The organism is Amycolatopsis sp. NPDC003865 (assembly GCF_053605345.1).
Genome location: NZ_JBSGJA010000017.1, coordinates 127,508 through 148,782, shown reverse-complemented (window position 1 = coordinate 148,782; position 21,275 = coordinate 127,508). Strand labels below are relative to the sequence as shown.

The 21,275-nt window shown below is 73.7% G+C and carries 14 protein-coding genes; 5 read left to right on the top strand and 9 right to left on the bottom strand.

Annotated features, from left to right (window positions below):
* Nucleotides 1-107 precede the first annotated feature (107 nt).
* Entirely contained in the window at nucleotides 108-2,309 is a 2,202-nt protein-coding gene (locus ACWEVP_RS34115; RefSeq protein ID WP_452066692.1) for a tetratricopeptide repeat protein, read from the top strand.
* A gap of 331 nt (nucleotides 2,310-2,640) precedes the next feature.
* On the opposite strand, the gene ACWEVP_RS34110 is transcribed toward ACWEVP_RS34115, so the two are convergent.
* Genes ACWEVP_RS34110 through ACWEVP_RS34100 form a run of 3 tightly spaced genes read right to left on the bottom strand, consistent with a single transcriptional unit; the run spans nucleotide 2,641 to nucleotide 5,542 of the window.
* Nucleotides 2,641-3,360 carry a glycosyltransferase gene (locus ACWEVP_RS34110; RefSeq protein ID WP_452066691.1) on the bottom strand — a complete coding sequence of 240 codons (720 nt, stop codon included), beginning with the start codon at nucleotides 3,358-3,360 and terminating at the stop codon, nucleotides 2,641-2,643.
* Nucleotides 3,357-4,598, bottom strand: a complete 1,242-nt coding sequence (locus tag ACWEVP_RS34105; RefSeq protein WP_452066690.1) for a bifunctional PIG-L family deacetylase/class I SAM-dependent methyltransferase — start codon at nucleotides 4,596-4,598, stop codon at nucleotides 3,357-3,359. Before ACWEVP_RS34105 ends, ACWEVP_RS34110 begins: the two co-directional genes overlap by 4 nt.
* Nucleotides 4,595-5,542: an acyl-CoA dehydrogenase family protein gene (locus ACWEVP_RS34100; protein ID WP_452066689.1), complete on the bottom strand. Its 948-nt coding sequence runs from the start codon at nucleotides 5,540-5,542 to the stop codon at nucleotides 4,595-4,597. Before ACWEVP_RS34100 ends, ACWEVP_RS34105 begins: the two co-directional genes overlap by 4 nt.
* Before the next feature lie 63 nt (nucleotides 5,543-5,605).
* On the opposite strand from ACWEVP_RS34100, the gene ACWEVP_RS34095 reads away from it, so the two are divergent.
* On the top strand, nucleotides 5,606-6,577 hold the full coding sequence (locus tag ACWEVP_RS34095) for a magnesium transporter CorA family protein (RefSeq protein WP_452066688.1): 972 nt from the start codon (nucleotides 5,606-5,608) through the stop codon (nucleotides 6,575-6,577).
* On the opposite strand, the gene ACWEVP_RS34090 is transcribed toward ACWEVP_RS34095, so the two are convergent.
* On the bottom strand, nucleotides 6,572-7,726 hold the full coding sequence (locus ACWEVP_RS34090) for an NAD(P)/FAD-dependent oxidoreductase (RefSeq protein WP_452066687.1): 1,155 nt from the start codon (nucleotides 7,724-7,726) through the stop codon (nucleotides 6,572-6,574). The two genes, ACWEVP_RS34095 and ACWEVP_RS34090, sit on opposite strands and share 6 nt — an antisense overlap.
* A 383-nt stretch (nucleotides 7,727-8,109) precedes the next feature.
* Between ACWEVP_RS34090 and ACWEVP_RS34085 the strand changes: the two genes are divergently transcribed.
* Both ACWEVP_RS34085 and ACWEVP_RS34080 read left to right on the top strand, forming a co-directional pair.
* Nucleotides 8,110-12,657, top strand: coding sequence for a HAMP domain-containing protein (locus ACWEVP_RS34085; protein WP_452066686.1), 4,548 nt, complete (start codon nucleotides 8,110-8,112; stop codon nucleotides 12,655-12,657).
* Nucleotides 12,658-12,661: 4 nt separating this feature from the next.
* Entirely contained in the window at nucleotides 12,662-15,037 is a 2,376-nt protein-coding gene (locus ACWEVP_RS34080; RefSeq protein WP_452066685.1) for a SpoIIE family protein phosphatase, read from the top strand.
* Between the two features lie 28 nt (nucleotides 15,038-15,065).
* Here ACWEVP_RS34080 and ACWEVP_RS34075 read toward each other — a convergent pair whose 3' ends face one another.
* The 3 genes from ACWEVP_RS34075 to ACWEVP_RS34065 are packed head-to-tail and all read right to left on the bottom strand — an operon-like array spanning nucleotide 15,066 to nucleotide 17,989.
* Nucleotides 15,066-15,950, bottom strand: a complete 885-nt coding sequence (locus ACWEVP_RS34075) for a cobalamin-binding protein (RefSeq protein WP_452066684.1) — start codon at nucleotides 15,948-15,950, stop codon at nucleotides 15,066-15,068.
* Nucleotides 15,950-17,044, bottom strand: a complete 1,095-nt coding sequence (locus ACWEVP_RS34070; RefSeq protein ID WP_452066683.1) for a calcium:proton antiporter — start codon at nucleotides 17,042-17,044, stop codon at nucleotides 15,950-15,952. Before ACWEVP_RS34070 ends, ACWEVP_RS34075 begins: the two co-directional genes overlap by 1 nt.
* A gap of 51 nt (nucleotides 17,045-17,095) precedes the next feature.
* Nucleotides 17,096-17,989 (bottom strand): LysR family transcriptional regulator, encoded by an 894-nt coding sequence (locus tag ACWEVP_RS34065; RefSeq protein WP_452066682.1) that lies wholly within the window; start codon nucleotides 17,987-17,989, stop codon nucleotides 17,096-17,098.
* A 70-nt stretch (nucleotides 17,990-18,059) separates the two neighbouring features.
* Between ACWEVP_RS34065 and ACWEVP_RS34060 the strand changes: the two genes are divergently transcribed.
* Nucleotides 18,060-19,793 carry a pyruvate dehydrogenase gene (locus tag ACWEVP_RS34060; RefSeq protein WP_452066681.1) on the top strand — a complete coding sequence of 578 codons (1,734 nt, stop codon included), beginning with the start codon at nucleotides 18,060-18,062 and terminating at the stop codon, nucleotides 19,791-19,793.
* 43 nt (nucleotides 19,794-19,836) lie between these two features.
* On the opposite strand, the gene ACWEVP_RS34055 is transcribed toward ACWEVP_RS34060, so the two are convergent.
* Nucleotides 19,837-20,079 (bottom strand): hypothetical protein, encoded by a 243-nt coding sequence (locus ACWEVP_RS34055; protein WP_452066680.1) that lies wholly within the window; start codon nucleotides 20,077-20,079, stop codon nucleotides 19,837-19,839.
* A gap of 16 nt (nucleotides 20,080-20,095) precedes the next feature.
* Nucleotides 20,096-21,205, bottom strand: coding sequence for an NDMA-dependent alcohol dehydrogenase (locus tag ACWEVP_RS34050; protein WP_452066679.1), 1,110 nt, complete (start codon nucleotides 21,203-21,205; stop codon nucleotides 20,096-20,098).
* Between the last annotated feature and the right edge of the window lie 70 nt (nucleotides 21,206-21,275).

Genomic DNA, 21,275 nt, shown 5'->3' with positions numbered 1-21,275 from the left:
GGAACAGTGTCGTATACGATAAGCGATACGATCTTCGGCGACAATCCTCGGTCGCTGGCGCCCGGCCGGGCCCGCGTGTGATCCTCCTTGCGGGGAGGAGGGCGGGGATGGATTCGTTCGGCACGCGGTTGCGCCGGCTGCGCCGCGCCGCGGGGCTCACCCAGGAGGCGCTCGCCGAGAAGTCCGGGCTCAGCGGCCAGGCCGTCGGCGCGCTCGAACGCGGCGACCGGCGGTTCCCGCACCGCGACACCCTCGACCGGCTCGCCGACGCCCTCGGCCTCACCGGCACCGCCCGCGAAGAGTTCGCCGAAGCGGCCGCGCGTCCCGCGAAACCCGCCGCCGCGAAGGTCGTCCCGCGGGAGCTGCCCGGCGGCATCGCCGTCTTCACCGGCCGGGACGCCGAACTCGGCCGGGTCCTCGCCCTCTTCGAGTCCCGCGACAGCGTCGTCGTCGCGATCGGCGGGATGGCCGGCGCCGGCAAGACCGCGCTCGCCCTCGAAGCGGGCCACCGGCTCGCCCGGCGCTTCCCCGACGGCTCGCTCCACCTCGACCTGCGCGGCCACGCCGCGGACCCGCCCGACCCCCTGGACCTGCTCGACCGGCTCATCCGCGAACTCGGCGGCGAACCGCCGAAGCCGCTGTCGCTCGAGTCCGCGTCCGCCCGTTTCCGGACGCTGCTCGCCTCGAAACGCGTCCTGCTCCTGCTCGACAACGCCCGCGACGCCGCGCACGTCGCGCCGCTGCTGCCCGGCGCCGGTGGCTCCGGTGCCATCGTCACCAGCCGGGCCGCCCTGCCGGACCTGCCGCAGGCGCACCAGGTCCTGCTGGACGTCCTGCCCGAGGCGGACGCGCTCCGCCTGCTCGCGGCCGAGATCGGCGCCGCGCGCGTCGCGGCCGAGCCCGCCGCCGCGCGCCGGGTCGCGCGCCTGTGCGGATACCTGCCGCTGGCCCTGCACCTCGTCGGCGCGCGGCTCGCGACGCGGCCGCGCTGGCCCGTCGCCCACCTCGCGCACCGGCTCGACGACGAGCGCCGCCGGCTCGACGAAACGGGCGTCCGCGCCGGCTTCGCCCTGGCCTTCGGCGCGCTGGACGAGACCGCCGCGCGTGCCTACCCGCTGCTGTCGCTGCTCGACGTCCCGGAGCTGTCGGTGCCCGTCGCGAGCCGGCTGCTCGACGCCCCCGAAGCCGAGACGGAGGAGCTGCTCGACCGGCTCACCGACGAGCACCTGCTGACCACGCCCGCCCCGGGGTGGTACCGGCTGCACGACCTGCTCCGGCTCTACGGCCGGGAGCAGGCGCCGCCGGGCGAGCGGGCCGCGGCGATCACCCGCGTCGTCGAACTCTGCGCGGCGATGGCCTGGCGGAGCATGGCGCTCGTCTCGGCGGCCTCGCACCGCCACGACTGGGCGGCCGGGCGGTGGGGCGCGGGCGGCCCCGCGTCGGCCGACGAGGTGTTCGCCTGGCTCGACCGGCACCAGGCCCACCTCGTCACCGTCGTGCGGCAGGCCGCCGCCACCCCCGGCGTGCCGCCCGAGGCGATCGCCGCCGTCGGGCTCGGCCTCTACGAGTACCACCGCGCGCGGGCCCGGTGGCGGGACGCCATCCAGGTCGACGAGGTCGCGCTGGAGCTCGTCGACGGTGTCGACCCGGTCGCGGCCGCGACCCTGCGCAACGACCTCGGCGTCGCCGAAGCGGAGCTCGCCGGCGGTGGCGAGGCGGCCGGCTTCCGGCGCTCGCACGCGCTGCTGCGCCGCAGCCTCGCCGACTGGGAGGCGATCGGCGACCAGCGTCAGCTGGCGGGCACCCTCAACAACCTCTGCTTCGTCTACGGTCTCGGCGACGACGTCGAGGCGGCCATCGGCTTCGGGGAGCGGAGCCTGGCCCTCAACCGGTCGCTCGGGCTGCGCCACGTCGAGACGCTGAACCTGGTCAACCTGGCGGTGCTGTACGGACGCCAGGGCGACCGCGAGCGCGAACTGGCGTACGCGAGCGAAGCGGTGGCGGTCGGCTCGGAGACCGGAGACGTCCGCGGCATGGCGTACGGCCGGATGCGGATCGGGACCGTGCACCGCGAGCTGGGCCGGTTCGACGTCGCGGTCGACGAGCTGAGCCGCAGCGTCGCGCTCTGGCGCGAGGCCGGGGTGCGGCTGTACGAGGCGATGACGCTGGCCGAGCTGGGCCGCGCCCACGTGGGCCGGGACGAGCGCGACCGGGCCCGGGAAGTGTTCACGAAAGCCCTGGAGCTGCTGGGGGAGTACGGCGGAGCGGAGCGCGCGGCCGCGGTCCGGACGGAGCTGGCGCGGTTGTGAAGGCGACGACCAGGTAGGGCCGCGCCCGGTGCACCGGGCGGCAGGCGACTGTGCCGGCGTGTTCGGCGCAGACGACGGTGACGGTGTCGCGGACCCGCGCCACGAGCAGGAGCCGCGCTCGGGCCTCGGCGGTGGCGGGAACGCCGGCGAGCAGGGCCGCGGCGGCGAGCGCGGCGACAAGGGTTCTGCGGGCGGCTCTCACCGGTGCCTTTCGCGTCGGGAGTGGCGGGAGCACCGATCTTCGCGGCCGCCGGCGGCGGGCAACAGCGACAACCTCTACGAAGGACCTCCACAAACGTGGATGTGCGGGGTCCGCCGAACCCCGCGCGGGTCAGGCGACCGTGTCCTCCGCCAACCCCCTCAGCAGCGCCGCCAAGCCGTCCGGGGCCCGGCCGACCAGCCGCGCGCTCGTCACCACCGGTGCCCCCGGCTCGTAGCACCGCCGGAACCCCGCCTGCCCGAGCCGGCGCCACAAGTCGTGGTCCTCGCCCGTCGCCCGCGCCCCGAAGCCGCCCACCGTGTCGAACGCGTCCGCGCGCACGCCCAGGTTCGCCCCGTACACCGACCCGTGCCCCTCCGCCGTCCGCGCGCGGTCCAGGACGTGGTCGTAGCGCGCCAGCGCCCGCGCCGACGCGCTGAACGGCTCCGCGAGCTCGGCTGTCCCCGCGATCGCGTGGTAACCCTGCCGGGCCCGGGCCAGGTGCGCCCGCACCCAGCCCGGCGTCACCCGCGTGTCGGCGTCGGTGCACAGCAGCAGCGTCCGCGCCGGCGCCGGGGAGCCGAGGGCCGCGCGGACCCGCGCCACGCCCTGGTCGCGGACCTCGCCCACCGTCCGCGCCGACCGGGTGGCCACCACCACGCCGGGCACCTCACCGAACGCCGCGCGCGCCACGTCCGCCGTCGCGTCGCCGCAGCGGTCGGCGACCACGCACACCGCGCGCGCGATCCCGGCCGGCAGCCGCCGCAGCGCGAGGTCGAGCGCGCGCACGCAGGTACCCACCAGGGAAGCCTCGTCGCGCGCGGGAACGACGACGCCGACGGCCGTGATCACCGGCGCCTCAGCACGTGCAGCAGGAACTGCTCGTCGGTGTGCTCGACCAGCGGCTCGAACGCGGGGTGCGCGAGCAGCCGCGCGTGCGCGTCCCGGCCGTCGCGCGGGGCCTCGGGAGCCCACGGGAGCCAGTGCACGGCCAGCAGGTGCCCGCCGGGGCGCAGCACCGCCGCCGACGCCTCGATCGTCGCCTCGAGCGCGTCGTCGTCCAGGTAGTACAGCAGCTCGCTGTACACCAGCAGGTCGGCCGGGCCGGCCGGCAGCGCGGCCGGGACCGCTCCGATGTGGACGTCCACATGGGACAGATCGGCGACGGCCGCGCGCGTGCGCTCCACCGCCGCGGGCACCGGGTCGAACGCGACCACGCGCTCGGCCCGTGCCGCGAGGTCCCGGGTCAGCGCCCCGACCCCGCACGCGGGTTCCATGACCGTGGCGTAGCGCTCGTCGGGCAGGCACGCCAGCACCATCGCCCGCTTCCGCCGCTCGTACCACTTCGTCGCGACCGACCACGGGTCGTCCGCGGCCGCGTACAGCGAAGCGAACCGGCTCACCGGCGCCGACGTCCGCGGCGGCTCGCGGAAGAACACCTCGGTGCCGCCGGAGAAGTGGGCCAGCACCTCCTCCGGCAGGATCGGCTCTTCCCCTCGCGGACCGGGCTTGAGCTGCGAGGTGAACGTCGCGATCGCGGCCGCCTTCGCCTCGCGTTCCGCCCCGGTGAGCCGCAGCGACCGCGCCCGGGGCCACGGGATGACCGGATCGTCGCGACGCAGGCGGTGCCACAGCCAGATCGGGTAGGACCAGCACTGCGCGGCCACCGGCGCCACGGCGAGCGCGGCCCGCGCGACCGCCTGGTGGTCGGGGTGCGGGTCGTCCGGCCACGGCAGCAGGCACAGGTCGTGCCCGTCCGCGTGCGGGCGCAGCGCCGCGGTCAGCTCGCCGGCGCGATCGGCCAGGCCGGAATCCGGCAGCCCGAGCCACACCGGGTCCACTTCGGACAACCCTTGCGCCCGCAGGGAATCCCGCAGCTCCCGGCGCCGGGTGCGGCCCAGCTCACGGCGTTCCGCGGGACCGGCGGCGGGGAAGGCCGCTTCGCCGTCGGTCGCCACGACGAGCGTCACCGCGGTGCCGGCCGAGTGCAGCCGCTGCAGGAGACCGCTCGCCCCGAGCGTCTCGTCGTCCGGGTGCGCGGCGACCACGAGAGCGCGCTCGACCGGCTCGTCCGCCCAGTCCGGGATCACGCCGCGCCCAGTACCGCGCGGCCGAGGGCGGCGAGATCGCGCTCGGCGTGGTGCTGCCGGACGTACACCGGCAGGTCGGCGACGCGCTGGGCGAAGCGCCGGTCCCGGCACGCGGGCGTCGGGCCGGTCACCTTGAGCGCGCGTTCCAGCACCTCGACCGCGGTCCGTTCCGCCGCGGCCCGGCAGGTCGCCGCGGCCCGCTCGTCGAACTCCGGCCCGGCCGCCCGCGCCAGTACGGCGTCGGTGCCGCTCAGCGCGGTGTGCATCGCGCCGACGTGCGCCAGCTGGTGTTCGTCGGCGCCGCCGCGTTCGCGCAGGGAGGCGAGGACGCCGTCGAAAACGCCCGCGGCACCGCCGAGCCAGACGGCCGCGACGCCGGCCCCGCCGAGCGCGAACCCGGGCCGGCCCACGTACCAGCCGGGCGGTCCGACGAGCGTGCCGGGCACGCCGTCGAACACGACGTCGCCGCTGTCGGAGGCGTCCATCCCCACGGCCTGCCAGGCGTCCGGGTGCCGCCGCACGCGCGGGTCGGCGAGGTCCACTTCGACCAGCCGGTCGCCGGCCGCGACCAGGGCACGCTCCAGCAGGGACAGCCCGGAGCAGAACCGGACGGTCCCGGTGAGCCGGCCGTCTTCCAGGACCGCGCCGGTGCCGCCGGACTTCGCCGCCCACACGCCGTAGAGCGCGCCCGGCGCGGAGGAGCGGCCGGCCTCGGCGAGGATCGCCACGGCGTCGGTGTGGCCCTCGGCCAGCCGGGCCAGGGCCAGGTCGCGGCGGCCGAACGCGGCGAGGGCGGCCCACCGCTGCCCGGTCCGGCCGGGACCGGGCAGCGGCAGGTCGAGCCCGCCCGCCGCGTGCAGCGTGCGCAGTTCCGCGGCGACCACGGCGGTGGTGCGTGGCGACGGCAGGGGTTTCGGCGGGGTCGCCGCCAGCAGGACGTTCACAAGATCGGCGAGTACCCCGTTTCTCCCGGGTTACGCGGGCGCGCGCCGGGGCACCCGGAAGGCATGACGAAGACCCGGGCCTACCGCGACGGCGCACTGCTCAAGGAAGACTTCCCGCTGGCGGACGTCTCGGACTTCCTGGGCGAAGCGGACACCGCCGTCTGGGTCGACCTCCGCGAACCGTCCGAAGCGGACCTCGCCGAGCTCGCCGGCGAGCTCGGCCTGCACCGGCTCGCCGTCGAAGACGCCGCCGGCGAACACCAGCGGCCCAAGCTCGACCGCTACGACGGTCACGCCTTCCTCACCGCCTACGCCGTCCGGTTCGACGCCGCGAGCCAACGCACGACGACCCACGAGCTCGCCGTGTTCATCACGCCCCGCGCGCTGGTGACCGTCCGCAAGGACGACGGGTTCGACATCGACGCGGTCACGCGCCGCTGGGACCAGGCACCGGATCTCGCGGGGTCCGGGGTGCCCTTCCTGCTGCACGGCCTGCTCGACTTCGTCGTCGACGGTCACTTCGAGGCCGTCCAGGCACTCGACGACGAAGTCGAGGACCTCGAGGACCTGGTGTTCGACGACCGCCCGGACACCGCCGAGCTGCAGCGGCGCTCATTCCGGCTGCGCAAGAACCTGACCGCGCTGCGCCGGGTCGTGGCCCCGGTGCCCGACGTCGTCGGCTCGCTGATGCGGCGGGACCTGCGGCTGGCCGACGACACCACCCGCCCGTACTTCGAGGACGTCCACGACCACGCGCGACAGGCCGCCGACCACGCCGAGGCGCTGCGCGAGCGCCTCACGACGGTCCGGGAGACGCAGCTGAACCTGCAGAGCGACCGGCTGAACCTGATCATGAAGAAGGTCACCGGGTGGGCCGCGGTGATCGCGGTGCCCACCGCGGTGACCGGCTTCTACGGCCAGAACGTCGCTTATCCGGGCAACGGCACCACGACCGGGTTCTGGGTGTCGACGATCGTGATGCTGGTGCTCTCGGTGGGGTTGTACGCGCTCTTCAAGAAGCGCGACTGGCTATGACTCCGGCACCGGCGCGCCCCGCCGCACGAGGTCCTGGCCCCGCTCGTAGTCCTCGTCGGCTTCGTGGGTGAGCACGCCGACGGCCTTGCCGTCGCGTTCGTACCAGATGGTGAAGCCGCCGTCGTCGCGGGGAAAGGGTCGGGTGCGGTCGAAGCCGTCGCCCCAGGCCGCGTACTTGAGCACCCGGTCGCCGATGACCGACCAGAAGCCGGGCACTTCGTCCCACACGGCGTCGTGGCCGGCCGCGGTCCGCCCGGCCACCTCGCCCATCGCCAGGCCTTCGCCCCAGTGCTCCACGGCCAGCGCGCGGCCCGCTGCCGGGTTGTGGGCGAGGGCGACGTCGCCGGCCGCGAGCACGCCGGGTGCGCTCGTGCGCAGGTGCTCGTCGGTGCGGATCCGGCCGTTCTCGACGGCGAGCCCGGCGGCCTCGGCCAGCCCGATCCGGGGCCGGACGCCGGTGGCGAGCACGACGAGGCCGGCGTCGAGGACCGGCACCAGGTCGGTGCGGACGCGGTAGCCGTCTTCGACCGACAGCAGCTTCGTGCCCCGCAGGACGCTCACGCCCTCGGAGTTGAGCCAGCGCAGCAGGAATCCGCCCGCTTCGCGGCCGAGCCGTTTCTCCTGCGGGACGTCGTCGGGGCAGACGACGGTCACCTGCAGCCCGAGGCGCGCCAGCGAAACCGCGGCTTCGCAGCCGATGAACCCCGCCCCGACGACGATCGCGCTGCGCACGCCCGAGGCGGCCGCGTGCAGCTCACGGGAGTCCGCGGCCGAGCGGAGGGTCCGGACGTCCGGGTGATCGGCACCCGGGAGGTCCGGCCGGGCGGGGTGCGCGCCGGTGGCGAGCACGCAGCTGGTGAACGGGTGGACCGCGCCGGCGGCGGTCCGGACTCCGCGGTCGCCCAGTTCGGTGACCGGGTCGCCCAGCGTGACGGTGATGTCGTGCTTGTCCGCGAAGCCTTCGTCCAGCGGGGAGAGTCCGGCTTCGCCGCGGAGGAACTCCTTCGACAGCGGCGGGCGTTCGTAGGGCGGATCGGTGTCGGCGGTGAGCAGGTGGACTCCTCCGGTGCCGCCCGCTTCCCGGTAGGCGCGGGCCGCCGACACGCCCGCCGGTCCGCTTCCGATGACGACCAGGTTCTCGGCATCCATGCCCACGGGGTACCCGGCGGGCGCGCCGGTACACGGGGCCGTCCGGCTTCCGCGCGCGGGCAGCTTTCGATCCACAGTGGAGTGTCCACTGTGGAGGTTCGACGGCGGGCACGCCGAGAGCCGGCGGGCCGCGTCGAGCGGGGGTCGCCGGGTGGCGGGGAGTCCGTTCAGCCGAACGGGTCAATGCGGCCGAATGGCCTGCGGGGAAACGGAAAGCTGTCGAGCACCGCCTGGGAGCGCGCTGGGGCACGGGGCGCGGCTGGTTGCTCAACCGTTGCCCTTCAGCATAGTGCAGCTGCACTATGCTGGGCCATCCGGTGTGCTCGCCGGAACGGCGCCCCGGCGCCGACAAGCGAAGAAACGGGTGGCGGATGGGTGGGGCAATGGTCGAGGGGACGCGCCCGGGTGCGGGCGCGAACGCTTCGGGCGTCGGCGAGGCGGGGGAGCAGGAACTGCGCCGCCTGCTGGCGGGCCTGACCGCGGTCCGCGACGGCGACTTCGGCATCCGGCTGCCGGGCGGCACCGACGGGCTGCTCGGTGAGATCGCGACGGTCTTCAACGGCATGGCCGACCAGCTGTCGCTGTTCACCTCCGAGGTCACCCGCGTCGCCCGCGAGGTCGGCAGCGAGGGGCAGCTGGGCGGTCAGGCGAAGGTGCCGGGCGTGTCCGGCACCTGGAAGGACCTCACCGACTCGGTGAACGCCATGGCCGGCAACCTGACCACCCAGGTCCGCGACATCGCCCAGGTGGCGACCGCGGTGGCCAAGGGCGACCTGTCGCAGAAGATCGACGTCGACGCCCGCGGCGAGATCCTCGAGCTCAAGGACACCGTCAACACGATGGTGGACCAGCTGTCCTCCTTCGCGGACGAGGTCACCCGCGTGGCGCGCGAGGTCGGCAGCGAAGGCCGGCTCGGCGGCCAGGCCCAGGTGCCCGGCGTCGGCGGCGTCTGGCGCGACCTCACCGACTCGGTGAACTTCATGGCCGGGAACCTGACCGACCAGGTCCGCAACGTCGCCCAGGTGACCACGGCGGTCGCGAAGGGCGACCTGTCGCAGAAGATCACGGTCGACGCCCGGGGCGAGATCCTCGAGCTCAAGAGCACGATCAACACGATGGTGGACCAGCTGTCCTCCTTCGCGGACGAGGTCACCCGCGTCGCCCGCGAGGTGGGTACCGAAGGCCGGCTCGGCGGTCAGGCGGACGTCAAGGGCGTCTCGGGGACCTGGCGCGACCTCACCGACTCGGTGAACTTCATGGCGGGCAACCTGACCGACCAGGTCCGCAACATCGCCCAGGTCGCGACCGCGGTGGCCAAGGGCGACCTGTCCCAGAAGATCAACGTGACCGCCCGCGGCGAGGTCCTGGAGCTCAAGGACACGCTGAACACGATGGTGGACCAGCTGTCCGCGTTCGCCGACGAGGTCACCCGGGTGGCGCGCGAGGTGGGTACCGAGGGCCGGCTGGGCGGCCAGGCCGACGTCAAGGGCGTCTCCGGCACCTGGAAGGACCTCACCGAGTCGGTCAACGTCATGGCCGACAACCTCACCGCGCAGGTCCGCTCGATCGCCCAGGTCACCACCGCCGTCGCGCGCGGTGACCTCTCGCAGAAGATCCGGGTCGACGCCCGCGGCGAGATCCTCGAGCTGAAGGACACCATCAACACGATGGTCGACCAGCTGTCGGCGTTCGCCGACGAGGTCACCCGCGTGGCCCGCGAGGTCGGCACCGAGGGCAACCTCGGTGGCCAGGCCACCGTCCGCGGCGTGTCCGGGACCTGGAAGAACCTCACCGACAACGTCAACGTGATGGCGTCCAACCTGACCGGCCAGGTCCGCTCGATCGCCCAGGTCGCGACGGCGGTCGCCCGCGGCGACCTGTCCGGCAAGATCACCGTCGAGGCCAAGGGCGAGGTCGCGGCGCTGGCCGACGTCATCAACACGATGGTCGACACGCTCTCGGCGTTCGCGGACGAGGTCACCCGCGTGGCCCGCGAGGTGGGCACCGAGGGCATGCTCGGCGGCCAGGCCCGCGTGCCGAACGTCGCCGGCACCTGGAAGGACCTGACCGACAACGTCAACTCGATGGCGAACAACCTCACCGGGCAGGTCCGCAACATCGCCCAGGTGACCACCGCCGTCGCCCAAGGCGACCTGACCCGCAAGATCGACGTCGACGCCCGCGGTGAGATCCTGGAGCTCAAGACCACGATCAACACGATGGTCGACCAGCTCTCGGCCTTCGCCGCCGAGGTCACGCGCGTGGCGCGCGAGGTCGGCAGCGAAGGCCGCCTCGGCGGCCAGGCCGAGGTCGAAGGCGTCTCGGGCACCTGGAAGCGGCTGACGGAGAACGTCAACGAGCTGGCCGGGAACCTCACCCGGCAGGTCCGCGCGATCGCCGAGGTGACCAGCGCGGTCGCCGAGGGCGACCTGACCCGCTCGATCACCGTCGACGCCTCCGGCGAGGTCGCCGAGCTCAAGGACAACATCAACTCGATGGTGGAGTCGCTGCGCGAGACGACGCGGGCGAACCAGGAGCAGGACTGGCTGAAGTCCAACCTGGCCACCATCACCGGGCTGATGCAGGGCCGCCGCGACCTCGCCGTCGTCGCGGCCGCGGTGATGGACGAGCTGGTCCCGCTGGTCAAGGCCCAGTACGGCGCGTTCTACCTGGCCGACGACACGACCGAGGTGCCCGAGCTGCGGCTGGTCGGCGCCTACGGCCACCCGGACGGCGACGGCCCCGCGACCCGGTTCCGGGTCGGCCAGTCGCTGGTCGGGCAGGCCGCGCGCAGCCGCCGCCCGATCGTCGTCGACGACGTGCCGCCCGGCTACGCCACCATCTCCTCCGGGCTCGGCAGCACCGCCCCCGCCGGCCTGATCGTGCTGCCGATCGTGGTCGAGGACCAGGTGCTCGGCGTGCTCGAGCTGGCGTCGGTGCACGGCTTCACCGCGGTGCACCGCTCGTTCCTCGAGCTGCTGATGGAGCAGATCGGCGTCAACGTCAACAGCATCGTCGCCAACGCCCGCACCGACGAGCTGCTCGGCGAGTCGCAGCGGCTGACCGCGGAGCTGCAGGCCCGCTCCGAGGAACTCCAGGCGCGGCAGGAAGAACTCCAGTCGTCCAACGCCGAGCTGGAGGAGAAGGCGGCGCTGCTGGTCACGCAGAACCGCGACATCGAGACGAAGAACCTGGAGATCGAGCAGGCCCGCCAGGAGCTGGAGGCCCGCGCCCAGCAGCTGACGCTGGCGTCGAAGTACAAGTCGGAGTTCCTGGCCAACATGAGCCACGAGTTGCGCACCCCGCTCAACAGCCTGCTGATCCTGGCCCAGCTGCTCGCGCAGAACCCGACCCGCAACCTGACCGCCAAGCAGGTCGAGTACGCGGGCATCATCCACTCCGCCGGATCGGACCTGCTACAGCTGATCAACGACATCCTCGACCTGTCGAAGGTCGAGGCCGGGAAGATGGACGTCACCCCGGAGCAGGTGTCGCTGCGCGGCCTGCTGGACTACGTCGAGGCGACGTTCCGCCCGATGACCTCGCAGCGCAACCTCGACTTCCGGATCACCGTCGCCCCCGGCTCGCCCACCGAGCTGCTCACCGACGACTCGCGGCTGCGGCAGGTCCTGCGGAACCTGCTGTCCAACGCGGTGAAGTTCACCGAGGTCGGCGGGATCGAGCTGCACATCGAGCCGGTCGACCCCGAGACGCTGCCCCGGCCGCTGCGCGCGCACGGACCCGCCGTCGCCTTCCGGGTCACCGACACCGGGATCGGCATCGCCGAGCACCAGCTGGAGTCGATCTTCGGCGCGTTCCAGCAGGCCGACGGCACCACCAGCCGCAAGTACGGCGGCACCGGGCTCGGCCTGTCGATCAGCCGCGAGATCGCCCAGCTGCTCGGCGGCGTCATCACCGCCGAGAGCACGCCCGGCGAGGGCAGTTCGTTCACGTTCTCGCTGCCGGTCGCGCGGCCGGACTTCGCGCCGCTGCCCGCGGGCGAGCACCCCGGCACCGTCGTCACGGCCGGCGACACCGGCACCGGCGTCACGACGTCGGCGCCGCGGTCCTACCGGCGGCTGCTGGTCGTGGAGGAGCGCCAGCACGGGCTGCTGACGCTGGTCGCCGAAAGCGCCGCCGCGGACCTGGCCGACAGCCGGGACATCGGCATCTCGCCGGCCGACGTCGAAGTCGTCACCGCCGTCGGCACCCAGGAGGCCGCGGCCGCGCTCGCCACCGACGCTTACCACTGCGTCGTGCTGGACCTGGACCTGCCCGAGCGCGCGGCGTTCGGCTTCCTCGACGCGATGCAGGGCGACAGCGCGCTGCGGCTGGTGCCGGTGCTCGCCCACAACAGCCGCCGCCTCGACGGCGAGCTGGAGCAGCTGGTGCAGTCCCGCGCGAGCATGCAGTCGCTGGAAGTGCTGTCCGGATTGGACGAACTGCGCGAACGGATCGCGCTGCACCTGTCGGCGGAGGAGCCCGGCGCGGTGCTGCCGCTGGTCCGCCCGGACGAGCCGGCCGCGCCGGTGCGGGCCGCCGACGTCGACACGACACTGGCCGGGCGCACGGTGCTGATCGTCGACGACGACCCGCGCAACGTCTACGCGCTGACCGGCATCCTCGAACTGCACGGGATGCAGGTGCTGCACGCCGAAGACGGCCGCAAGGGCGTCGAGACGGTGGCTTCGCACCCGGGCATCGACCTGATCCTGATGGACGTGATGATGCCGGAGATGGACGGCTACACCGCGACCGCGAAGATCCGCGCGATGCCCGAGCACGCCGCGATCCCGATCGTCGCGGTGACGGCGAAGGCGATGCCCGGCGACCGCGAGAAGAGCCTCGCCTCGGGCGCGACCGACTACGTGACCAAGCCGGTCGACGCGGACGACCTGATCGCCCGCATCAAGCGGCACGTGACGGCGTGATCGGGTGACCGCCGAAGAGGAAACGCTCCCGGTGCTGGCGCCGCCGGCCGAGGTGTCCGCCAACCTGGCCCGGCTCGCCGACACCGTCGCCCGTCTGCGCGGCGAGGTCGACCACGCGCACGCGGTCGCCGACGGCCGCGCGCTGATCGAGCTGGCCAAGGGCGTGCTGATGGAACGCCTGCACTGCACGCCCGCCGACGCCGCGCGGCAGCTGGACACCCTCGCCGAACGAGCGGGCCTGACCCCGCTGGAGTTCGCCGCGGACGTCGTCGGCGAGGCCGCCGAGGACCGGATCAGCGAGGTGACGCGGGAGTTCCTGGCCCGCGCGGAGGACGAGGATTCCGTCGCCGTCCGGTTGCGCACCGCCGAAAGCGGCGTCCTCGCGGCGGGCGACACCCAGCGTGTCGCGGAGTCCATTTTGGAGCACGCGTTGCGGCCGCTCGGCGCGACGGCGGTCGCGGTGTGGCTCGCCGGGCCCGACGGATCGCTGACCCTCGCCGGGTCGGCCGGGTTCTCCGCCGAGGAAGCCGCGCGCTGGCGGTACGTCCCACCCGGTGTCGCCACCCCCGCCCGCAACGCGCTGATCGAGCGCGACACGGTCTGGTATCCGACGCTGGCCGGCGGGGGGCTGCCGTCGATCGGGCAGCACACGCTGGGCGAAGGCGGCCGGGTCGCGGTGCCCACCGGTACCGGCGGCCGGATCATCGGCGTCGTCGAGATGTGCTGGCCCGAGCCCCTGCCCCCGGAACCGGGGCGGCTGCGCCGTCAGCTGGAGGCACTGGCCGAGCTGTGCGCGCACACGCTCGACACCTGGGACGGCGTGATCGCCCCGGTGGCGGCCGACGGTTCGGGCGACTTCCTCGGCGAGCTGGTGGACTTCGTCGACGGGCTGCACGACCCGGCCGTGCTGCTCTCGCCGTGCCTGGAAGGCGGCCGGCTGAGCGACTTCCGGATCCACCACGCCAACGTCCGGTTCGCCGACCCCGGTGGGCGGCCCCGCAGCCGGATCGTCGGCACCCGGCTGCTGGAGACCTACCCGCTGGCCGCCGAGGAGAGCGGCCTGCTCGACATGATCCAGCGCGTCTACGCCACCGGCGAGCCGTTCCGCGCCGACAGCATGGCGATCACCACCCTGGTCGACAAGGTGCCGCTGACGGTGCTGACCGACATCAGCCTGACCCGGTTCGCCGGCAACGTGCTGCTGATCCTGCGCATCCAGGACGACGCGGCGAAGCTGGCCGTGCTGCTGCAGCACGCCCAGCGGCTCGGCCGCATCGGCGGGTTCGAAGAGAACGTCGTCACCGGCGCGATCACCTGGAACACCGAGCTGTTCTCGCTGTACGGCCTGCCCGCCACGGCGACCCCGCTGTCGCTGCACGAGCTGGCCGCGCACGCCCACCCGGACGACGCCCAGGCGATCGGCCGGTTCCTGCGCGCGGTGCTGCACCACCGGCGCCCGTCGTCGACGGCGTTCCGGCTGCAGCGCTCCGACGGCGTCGCCCGGCACATCCGGGTGGTCGCCGAGCCGGTCGTGGACGGCCGCGGCGAGCTGGTCGCGGTCCGCGGGGCCTACCAGGACGTCTCGGCGCAGCACTGGACCGAGGTGGCGCTGGCGGCGACGCGCGACCGGCTGGCCGAGACCGAGCAGCAGGCGATCGAGCGCAACCGGCTGGCGCTGCAGCTGCAGCACGCGATCATGCCGCCGGCGAAGGGCCCGATCGACATGCCGGGCCTGCGCGCGGCGGTCCGCTACCGGCCGGCCGAGAAGGAGCACCTGGTCGGCGGCGACTGGTACGACGCGGTGGCGCTGCCGACGGGCGAGGTCCTGCTGTGCGTCGGGGACGTCGCCGGCCACGGCATCGACGCGGCGACCGGCATGGTCAGCCTGCGGAACGCGCTGCGCGGCCTGGCGGCGACGGGCGCGGGGCCGGCGCAGCTGCTGGCCTGGCTGAACCTGGTGGCCTACCACCTGACCGACCACGTGACGGCGACGGCGGTGGCGGCGGTGTACGACCCGGCGCACCGCAAGCTCCGCTGGGCCCGCGCGGGGCACCTGCCCCCGATCGTCCGCGACCGCGACGGCGGCGCGACGACGCTGCCCCTGATCCGCGGCCCGCTGCTGGGCGCGGTCCGCGACGTCACGTACGAGGAGTCGGAGGTCCAGCTCGACGAGGGCGACATCCTGCTGATCTACACGGACGGGCTGATCGAGCGGCGGGACCGCCCGGTCCAGGAGACGGTGGCCCGGCTGGTGACACTGGTCAAGGGCCACGACGGCGGGCTGGAGCACCAGCTGGACACGCTGCTGACGTACAGCACGGCCGACACCGACGACGACACGTGCGTGGTGGGGATCGAGGTCCGGACCACGTCGGCCTGAGCTTCCCGGGAAGCTCGGCAGCCTGCCGTCATGCGGTCGGCGGCAGCCGGCGGGCCTCGGGCGGTTCGTCGCCGCGCAGGACCGCGGCCAGGATCTCCGCGCCGTCCACCACCCGCGGGCCGGGCCGGTTGTAGTACGCCGGCCCGTCGAGCACCCACACCTGCCCCGCCCGCACCGCCGGCAGGTCCGCCCACCCGGGCAGCTCCGCCAAGCCGGGTGCCTCCGCGAGCGTCCGCTCCGGCGCGAACCCGCACGGCATCAGCAGCAGCACGTCCGGACGGGCCTCGACCACCGCTTCCCACGGCACCGGCCGCGTGTGCTCGCCCGCCGAGGCCAGCACCGGCGAGCCACCCGCCAGCGCGATCTGCTCCGGCACCCAATGGCCCGACGGCCAAACGGGGTCCAGCCACTCCAAAGCCACCACCCGCGGCCGGGCCTCGGCCCGGGGGAGCGCGGCGAGGCGGTCCCGCAGCGCCCGGAGTTCGGCCTCGGCGCGCTTGGGTACCCCCAGCACCTCGCCGACCCGACGGAGGCAGTCGAGGACACCGTCGACGGTGGCCGGTTCGAGGCTCACCACCAGCGGTCCCGTGTCGAGCGTGCGCACCGCCTCGGACACCTGCCGGTACGACACCGCGCAGACCTCGCACAGGTCCTGCGTGAGCACGACGTCCGGCGCCAGCTCGGCGAGCAGCGCGCTGTCGAGCGTGTACAGCCCCGATCCGCGGTGCGTCGCCTCGGAGATCTCCCGGCTGGACAACGCCTCCGGGGCGAACTCCGCCCGCGTGACCACCGGGACGTCCTCGACGAGTCCGGGCGGCCAGTCGCACTCGTGGGTCCGGCCGACGAGCTCGGGCAGCCGCCCGAGCACCGCGACGATGTCCGTCGCGGCGGGCAGCAGCGAGACGATCCGCATCAGGGGTTGACCGCCAGCACCAGGAACCCGGCCAGCAGCACCAGGTGCACGCCGCCCTGCAGGCGGGTCGCCCGGCCGGGGACCACCGTCAGCACGCTCACCACCACCGTCAGCGCCAGCAGCACGATCTGCGTCGACCCCAGGCCCAGCAGCAGCTGGACCGGCAGCCACACCGACGCCAGCGCGATCGCCGGGATCGTCAGGCCGATGCTCGCGATCGCCGAGCCGTAGGCCAGGTTGAGGCTGATCTGCATCCGGTCGCGCTGGGCCGCCCGGGTCGCCGCCAGGGTCTCCGGCAGCAGCACCAGCAACGCGATCACCACACCGACGAACGACTGCGGGAACCCGGCCGCGCGCACGCCCGCCTCGATCGCCGGGGACTCCACCTTCGCCAGCCCGACCACCGCGACCAGCGCCACCAGCAGCAGCGCGAGGCTGCCCAGCGCCGCCCGGTTCGACGGCGGTTCCGCGTGCTCGTCCTCCTTGACCTCGCCGTCGGCCGCCACCGGGAGGAAGAAGTCGCGGTGGCGCACGGTCTGGGTCAGCACGAACGTCCCGTACAGCGCCAGGGACGCGAGCGCGGCGAACGTCAGCTGCGCCGGGGAGAACGCGGGGCCCGGCGTGCTGGAGGTGAACGTCGGCAGCACCAGGCTCAGCGACGCCAGGGTCGCGACCGTGGCCAGCGCGGCCCCGCTGCCTTCGGGGTTGAACAGCGTCGAGCCGTAGCGCCGGGCGCCGACGAGCAGGGAGATGCCGACGATGCCGTTGGTCGTGATCATCACCGCGGCGAACACCGTGTCCCGCGCCAGCGAACCGGCCTCCGGCCCGCCGGAGACCATCATCGTGACGATCAGCGCGACCTCGATGACGGTGACCGCGACCGCGAGCACCAGCGACCCGAACGGCTCACCGACGCGGTGCGCGACGACTTCGGCGTGGTGCACCGCCGCCAGCACGGTCGCGCCCAGCGCGACCGCGACGATCGCCACGAAGACCGGGCCGAGGTCGCGGCCCCAGGCCAGCGCCAGCACGACCACGCCGAGCACCGGCGTGACGGAGGTCCAGGACGTCAGGAAGGATCTCAGCGCGGCCATGCCTCCACCCTGGCACACCCGGAGTGAAACCGCCTGGTCCTACGGCGGTTCTCACATTGTCCCTTGTGGACGGTCGAGGCCGGCGGCGAGGACGTACCGGCGGAAGGTTTCGCTCAGCGGCGGGAGAGTCCGCCCGGCCGCCCAGGCCAGTCCGATGTCGCGGGCAGCGTCCACATCGGTCAGTGCGAGGTGCGGCGCCGGGAACGTCGCGGTGTGCGGCAGCGGCAGCACCGACACCCCGAGCCCGGCGGTGACGAGCCCGCGCAGCGTCTCGACTTCGTCGCCTTCGAACCCGATCCGCGGCGCGAACCCGGCTTCGGCGCACAGCCGCTCGGTCGTCTCGCGCAGGGCGTAGCCGGGCCGCAGGAGGATGAACGTCTCGTCGGCGAGGTCGGCGAGGCGGACCCGGCGGCGCCCGGCGAACCGGTGGTGCGGCGGGACCGCGAGCCGCAGCGGCTCGACGAGCAGGCGTTCCCACCGCAGCTGGGCGTGCCCCGGGTCGCCGCTGGTGATGACGAGGTCCGCGGTGCCGTCGAGGAGCTCGGCCTCCAAGCCGGCTTCGCCGTGCTGCCGCAGTTCGAAGCGGGCGCCGGCGTGCTCGCGCAGGAAGCCGCTCAGCACCGAGGGGACCAGCCAGGTGCCGAACGTGTGCAGGAAGGCCAGCGGCACCACGCCGGTGCCCGGGTCGACGATCTCGGCGACCTCGCGCAGCCCCAGGTCCAGCTGGTCGAGCGCGAGGCCGACGTGCCGCAGGAACGCGTGCCCGGCCGGGGTCGGCCGCAGCACCCGCCCGGACCGGCGGAACAGCTCGGCGCCGGCCTCCTGCTCCAGCCGCCGCAGGGCGCGCGACAGCGCGGGCTGGGTGAGGTGCCCGCGCGCGGCGGTCTCCGTGACCGTGGCGCCGCCGGCGACCTCGCGGAACAGGCGCAGCGTCTGGACGTCCATGCCATCAGTGTATGGATTTTCAGCCAATCAGGCATTGGACGCATCGGTTCCGGCGGGCCACGCTGGAGGTATGGCAACCGTGGCGGAACAACTGGTCAGGACCCTGCGAGACGCGGGTGTCGAACGCATCTACGGCATCGTCGGCGACAGCCTCAACCCGATCGTCGACGCGGTCCGCCGCACCGACGGCATCGACTGGGTGCACGTCCGGCACGAAGAGACCGCCGCCTTCGCCGCGGCGGCCGAAGCCCAGGTCACCGGCAAGCTCGCCGTGTGCGCCGGCAGCTGCGGGCCGGGCAACCTGCACCTGATCAACGGCCTGTTCGACGCCCACCGGTCGGGCGCGCCGGTGCTCGCGATCGCGTCGCACATCCCCTCGAACCAGATCGGCACCGGCTTCTTCCAGGAGACCCACCCGGACCGCCTCTTCGCCGAGTGCAGCCACTTCAGCGAGGTCGTGGCCGACCCGGCGCAGCTGCCGCGGCTGCTGCGCATCGCCACCCAGGCCGCCGTCGGCAAGGGCGGCGTCGCGGTGCTGACCATCCCGGGCGACCTCGCCGACCGCAAAGCCACCGGCCCGCTGACCGAGCGCCTCCCGCTGGTCACGCCGTCGCCCGCGGTGCCTTCCCCGGAGACCGTCCAGGAGCTCGCCGACCTGCTGAACTCGGGCGAGAAGGTGATGCTGTTCGCCGGCGCGGGCGTCCGCGGCGCGCACGACGAGGTCATGGCGCTGGCGGAGAAGCTCGCGGCGCCGGTCGGGCACTCGCTCGGCGGCAAGGAGTGGATCCAGTTCGACAACCCGTTCGACGTCGGTATGAGCGGCCTGCTCGGCTACGGCGCCTGCTACGACGCGATGCACGAGGCCGACCGGATCGTGTTGCTGGGCACGGACTTCCCGTACGACAACTTCCTCCCGCAGGCCCGCACGATCCAGCTCGACCACGACGCCTCGCGCCTCGGCCGGCGCACCCCGCTGGACCTGGCGGTGCACGGCGACGTGCGCGAGACGCTGGCCGCGCTGCTCCCGCTGCTGCGGCCCCGCACCGACCGGGCGTTCCTCGACCGGATGCTGCGCGAACACGTGCGGAAGCTGGAAAAGGTCGTCGGCGCCTACACGGGGAAGATCGAGCAGCGCCGGCCGATCCACCCGGAGTACGTCGCCTCGGTGCTCGACGAGGTCGCCGCCGACGACGCGGTGTTCACCGTCGACACGGGCATGGGCAACGTCTGGGCCGCCCGCTACCTGACCCCGAACGGCCGCCGCCGCGTGCTCGGCTCGTTCCGCCACGGCAGCATGGCCAACGCGCTGCCGCACGCGATCGGCGCACAGCTGTCCCAGCCGGGCCGCCAGGTCGTGTCGCTGTCGGGCGACGGCGGGCTCGCCATGCTGATGGGCGACCTGCTGACGCTGCCCGCCTACGACGTCCCGGTCAAGGTGGTGGTGTTCAACAACGCCACGCTGGGCATGGTGAAGCTGGAGATGCTCGTCGACGGGCTCCCGGACTTCGGCACCGACCACGCACCGGTGAACTTCGCGGCGATCGCGGCCGCGTGCGGGGTGTTCTCGGTCCGGGTCGAGGACCCCGCCGACGTCCGCGGCGCGCTGGAGAAGGCGTTCGCCCACCCCGGCCCGGCGGTGGTCGAGGTGGTGACCGACCCGAACGCGCTGTCGATCCCGCCGCGCATCACCGGCGAGATGGTGCGCGGATTCGCCTTGGGCGCGACGAAGACGGTGCTCAACGGCGGCGTTGGCAAGATGGTCGACCTCGCGCGCGCCAACCTCCGCAACGCCCCGCGGCCGTGAGCCGCGGGTGGCCACCACGCCGTTGTGGTGGCCACCCGCCGGTTCACGGGTCGGTGACGATGATCCCGGCGGCGGCCAGCCGCTCCAGCGCCGCCACCACCCTCGCCCGGCTGGTTTCGGCGAGTTCGGCGGCGTCGAGCGCGTCGCGGGCCGTCGCGTGCATCGCCAGGGCGCGGGCGAAGCGGAGCACGTCCGGGGTGCTGAAGGGACACCCGCCCCGGTACTGGTGGACGAGCGCGTCGAGGGACGCCAGCGGGTTCAGCCGGTACGGCGCGTCGAGGTCCACTGTGGACTCCAGCGGGCTACTCGTGGACGATGACGCCGCGGATGTTCTTGCCGTCGCGCAGGTCCTGGTAGCCCTCGTTCACCTGCTCGAGGGTGTACTTGCGGGTCACCAGCTCGTCCAGCTTGAGCTTCCCGGCGTCGTAGAGGCGCAGCAGCCGGACGATGTCGTACTGCGGGTTCGCCGAGCCGAACAGCGTGCCCTTGACCGTCTTCTCGAACAGCGTGAGCACGCCGCCGGACAGGTGCACGGTGAGCTTCTCGGGGTTGGCCAGGCCGGTGATGACGACGGTGCCGCCCTTGCCGACGACGTTGAACGCCTCGGTGACGACGTCCTCGTCCACCGTGCCGACGGTGATCAGCGCCTGGTCGGCCAGCTGACCCCAGGTGAGCTCGGTGACCTTCTCCGCGGCTTCGGCCGCGGTGGCGAACGCGTGGGTGGCGCCGAACTTGAGCGCGGTCTCCCGCTTGAACTCGACGGGGTCGACCGCGACAACGTACTTCGCGCCGGCGTGCGCGGCGCCCTGCACGGCGTTGATGCCGATGCCGCCGATGCCGTAGACGACGGTGGTGTCCCCGGCCCGGACGCCGCCGGCGTAGTTGGCGGTGGCCCAGCCGGTCGGGACGCCGCAGCCGACCAGGACGGCGGTTTCCAGCGGCAGCCAGTCGTCGACCTTGACCACGGAGTGCTGCGAGATGGTGGCGCGCTCGGAGAACGTGCCGAGCATGCACATCGCGCCGAAGTCCTGCCCGCCGCCGTGGAAGCGGAAGGTGCCGTCCGGCATGTGGCCGTCGAGGATGGTGGCGCCCATGTCGCAGAGGTTCTGGCGGCCGGTCGAGCAGTAGCGGCAGGTGCCGCAGTTGGGGATGAAGCTGCAGACGACGTGGTCGCCCGGGGCCACCTTGGTGACGCCCGCGCCGACCTCCTCGACGATCCCGGCGCCCTCGTGGCCGCCGATGATCGGGAAGCGCGGCACGAGGTCGTTGTCGATCAGGTGCAGGTCCGAGTGGCACAACCCGGCGGCGGTGTACTTGATGAGCACCTCGCCGGGGCCCGGGCCGTCGAGGTCCAGCTCCATGATCTCGAACGGCTTACCGGCATCGAACAGTACGGCTGCCTTGGTCTTCACGGCCATCTCCTCCACGTGCGGCGCTGGTGACGTCGATTGTGTGGAGCGGAGGAGCCGGCGGAGTGTCCAA

Bases quoted from the DNA above. Each gene is read 5' to 3' on its own strand.
- ACWEVP_RS34090 (WP_452066687.1), bottom strand. From the start codon at position 7,726: ATGGATGCCGAGAACCTGGTCGTCATCGGAAGCGGACCGGCGGGCGTG.
- ACWEVP_RS34060 (WP_452066681.1), top strand. From the start codon at position 18,060: ATGGCAACCGTGGCGGAACAACTGGTCAGGACCCTGCGAGACGCGGGT.
- ACWEVP_RS34095 (WP_452066688.1), top strand. From the start codon at position 5,606: ATGACGAAGACCCGGGCCTACCGCGACGGCGCACTGCTCAAGGAAGAC.
- ACWEVP_RS34065 (WP_452066682.1), bottom strand. From the start codon at position 17,989: ATGGACGTCCAGACGCTGCGCCTGTTCCGCGAGGTCGCCGGCGGCGCC.
- ACWEVP_RS34085 (WP_452066686.1), top strand. From the start codon at position 8,110: ATGGTCGAGGGGACGCGCCCGGGTGCGGGCGCGAACGCTTCGGGCGTC.
- ACWEVP_RS34070 (WP_452066683.1), bottom strand. From the start codon at position 17,044: ATGGCCGCGCTGAGATCCTTCCTGACGTCCTGGACCTCCGTCACGCCG.
- ACWEVP_RS34115 (WP_452066692.1), top strand. From the start codon at position 108: ATGGATTCGTTCGGCACGCGGTTGCGCCGGCTGCGCCGCGCCGCGGGG.
- ACWEVP_RS34075 (WP_452066684.1), bottom strand. From the start codon at position 15,950: ATGCGGATCGTCTCGCTGCTGCCCGCCGCGACGGACATCGTCGCGGTG.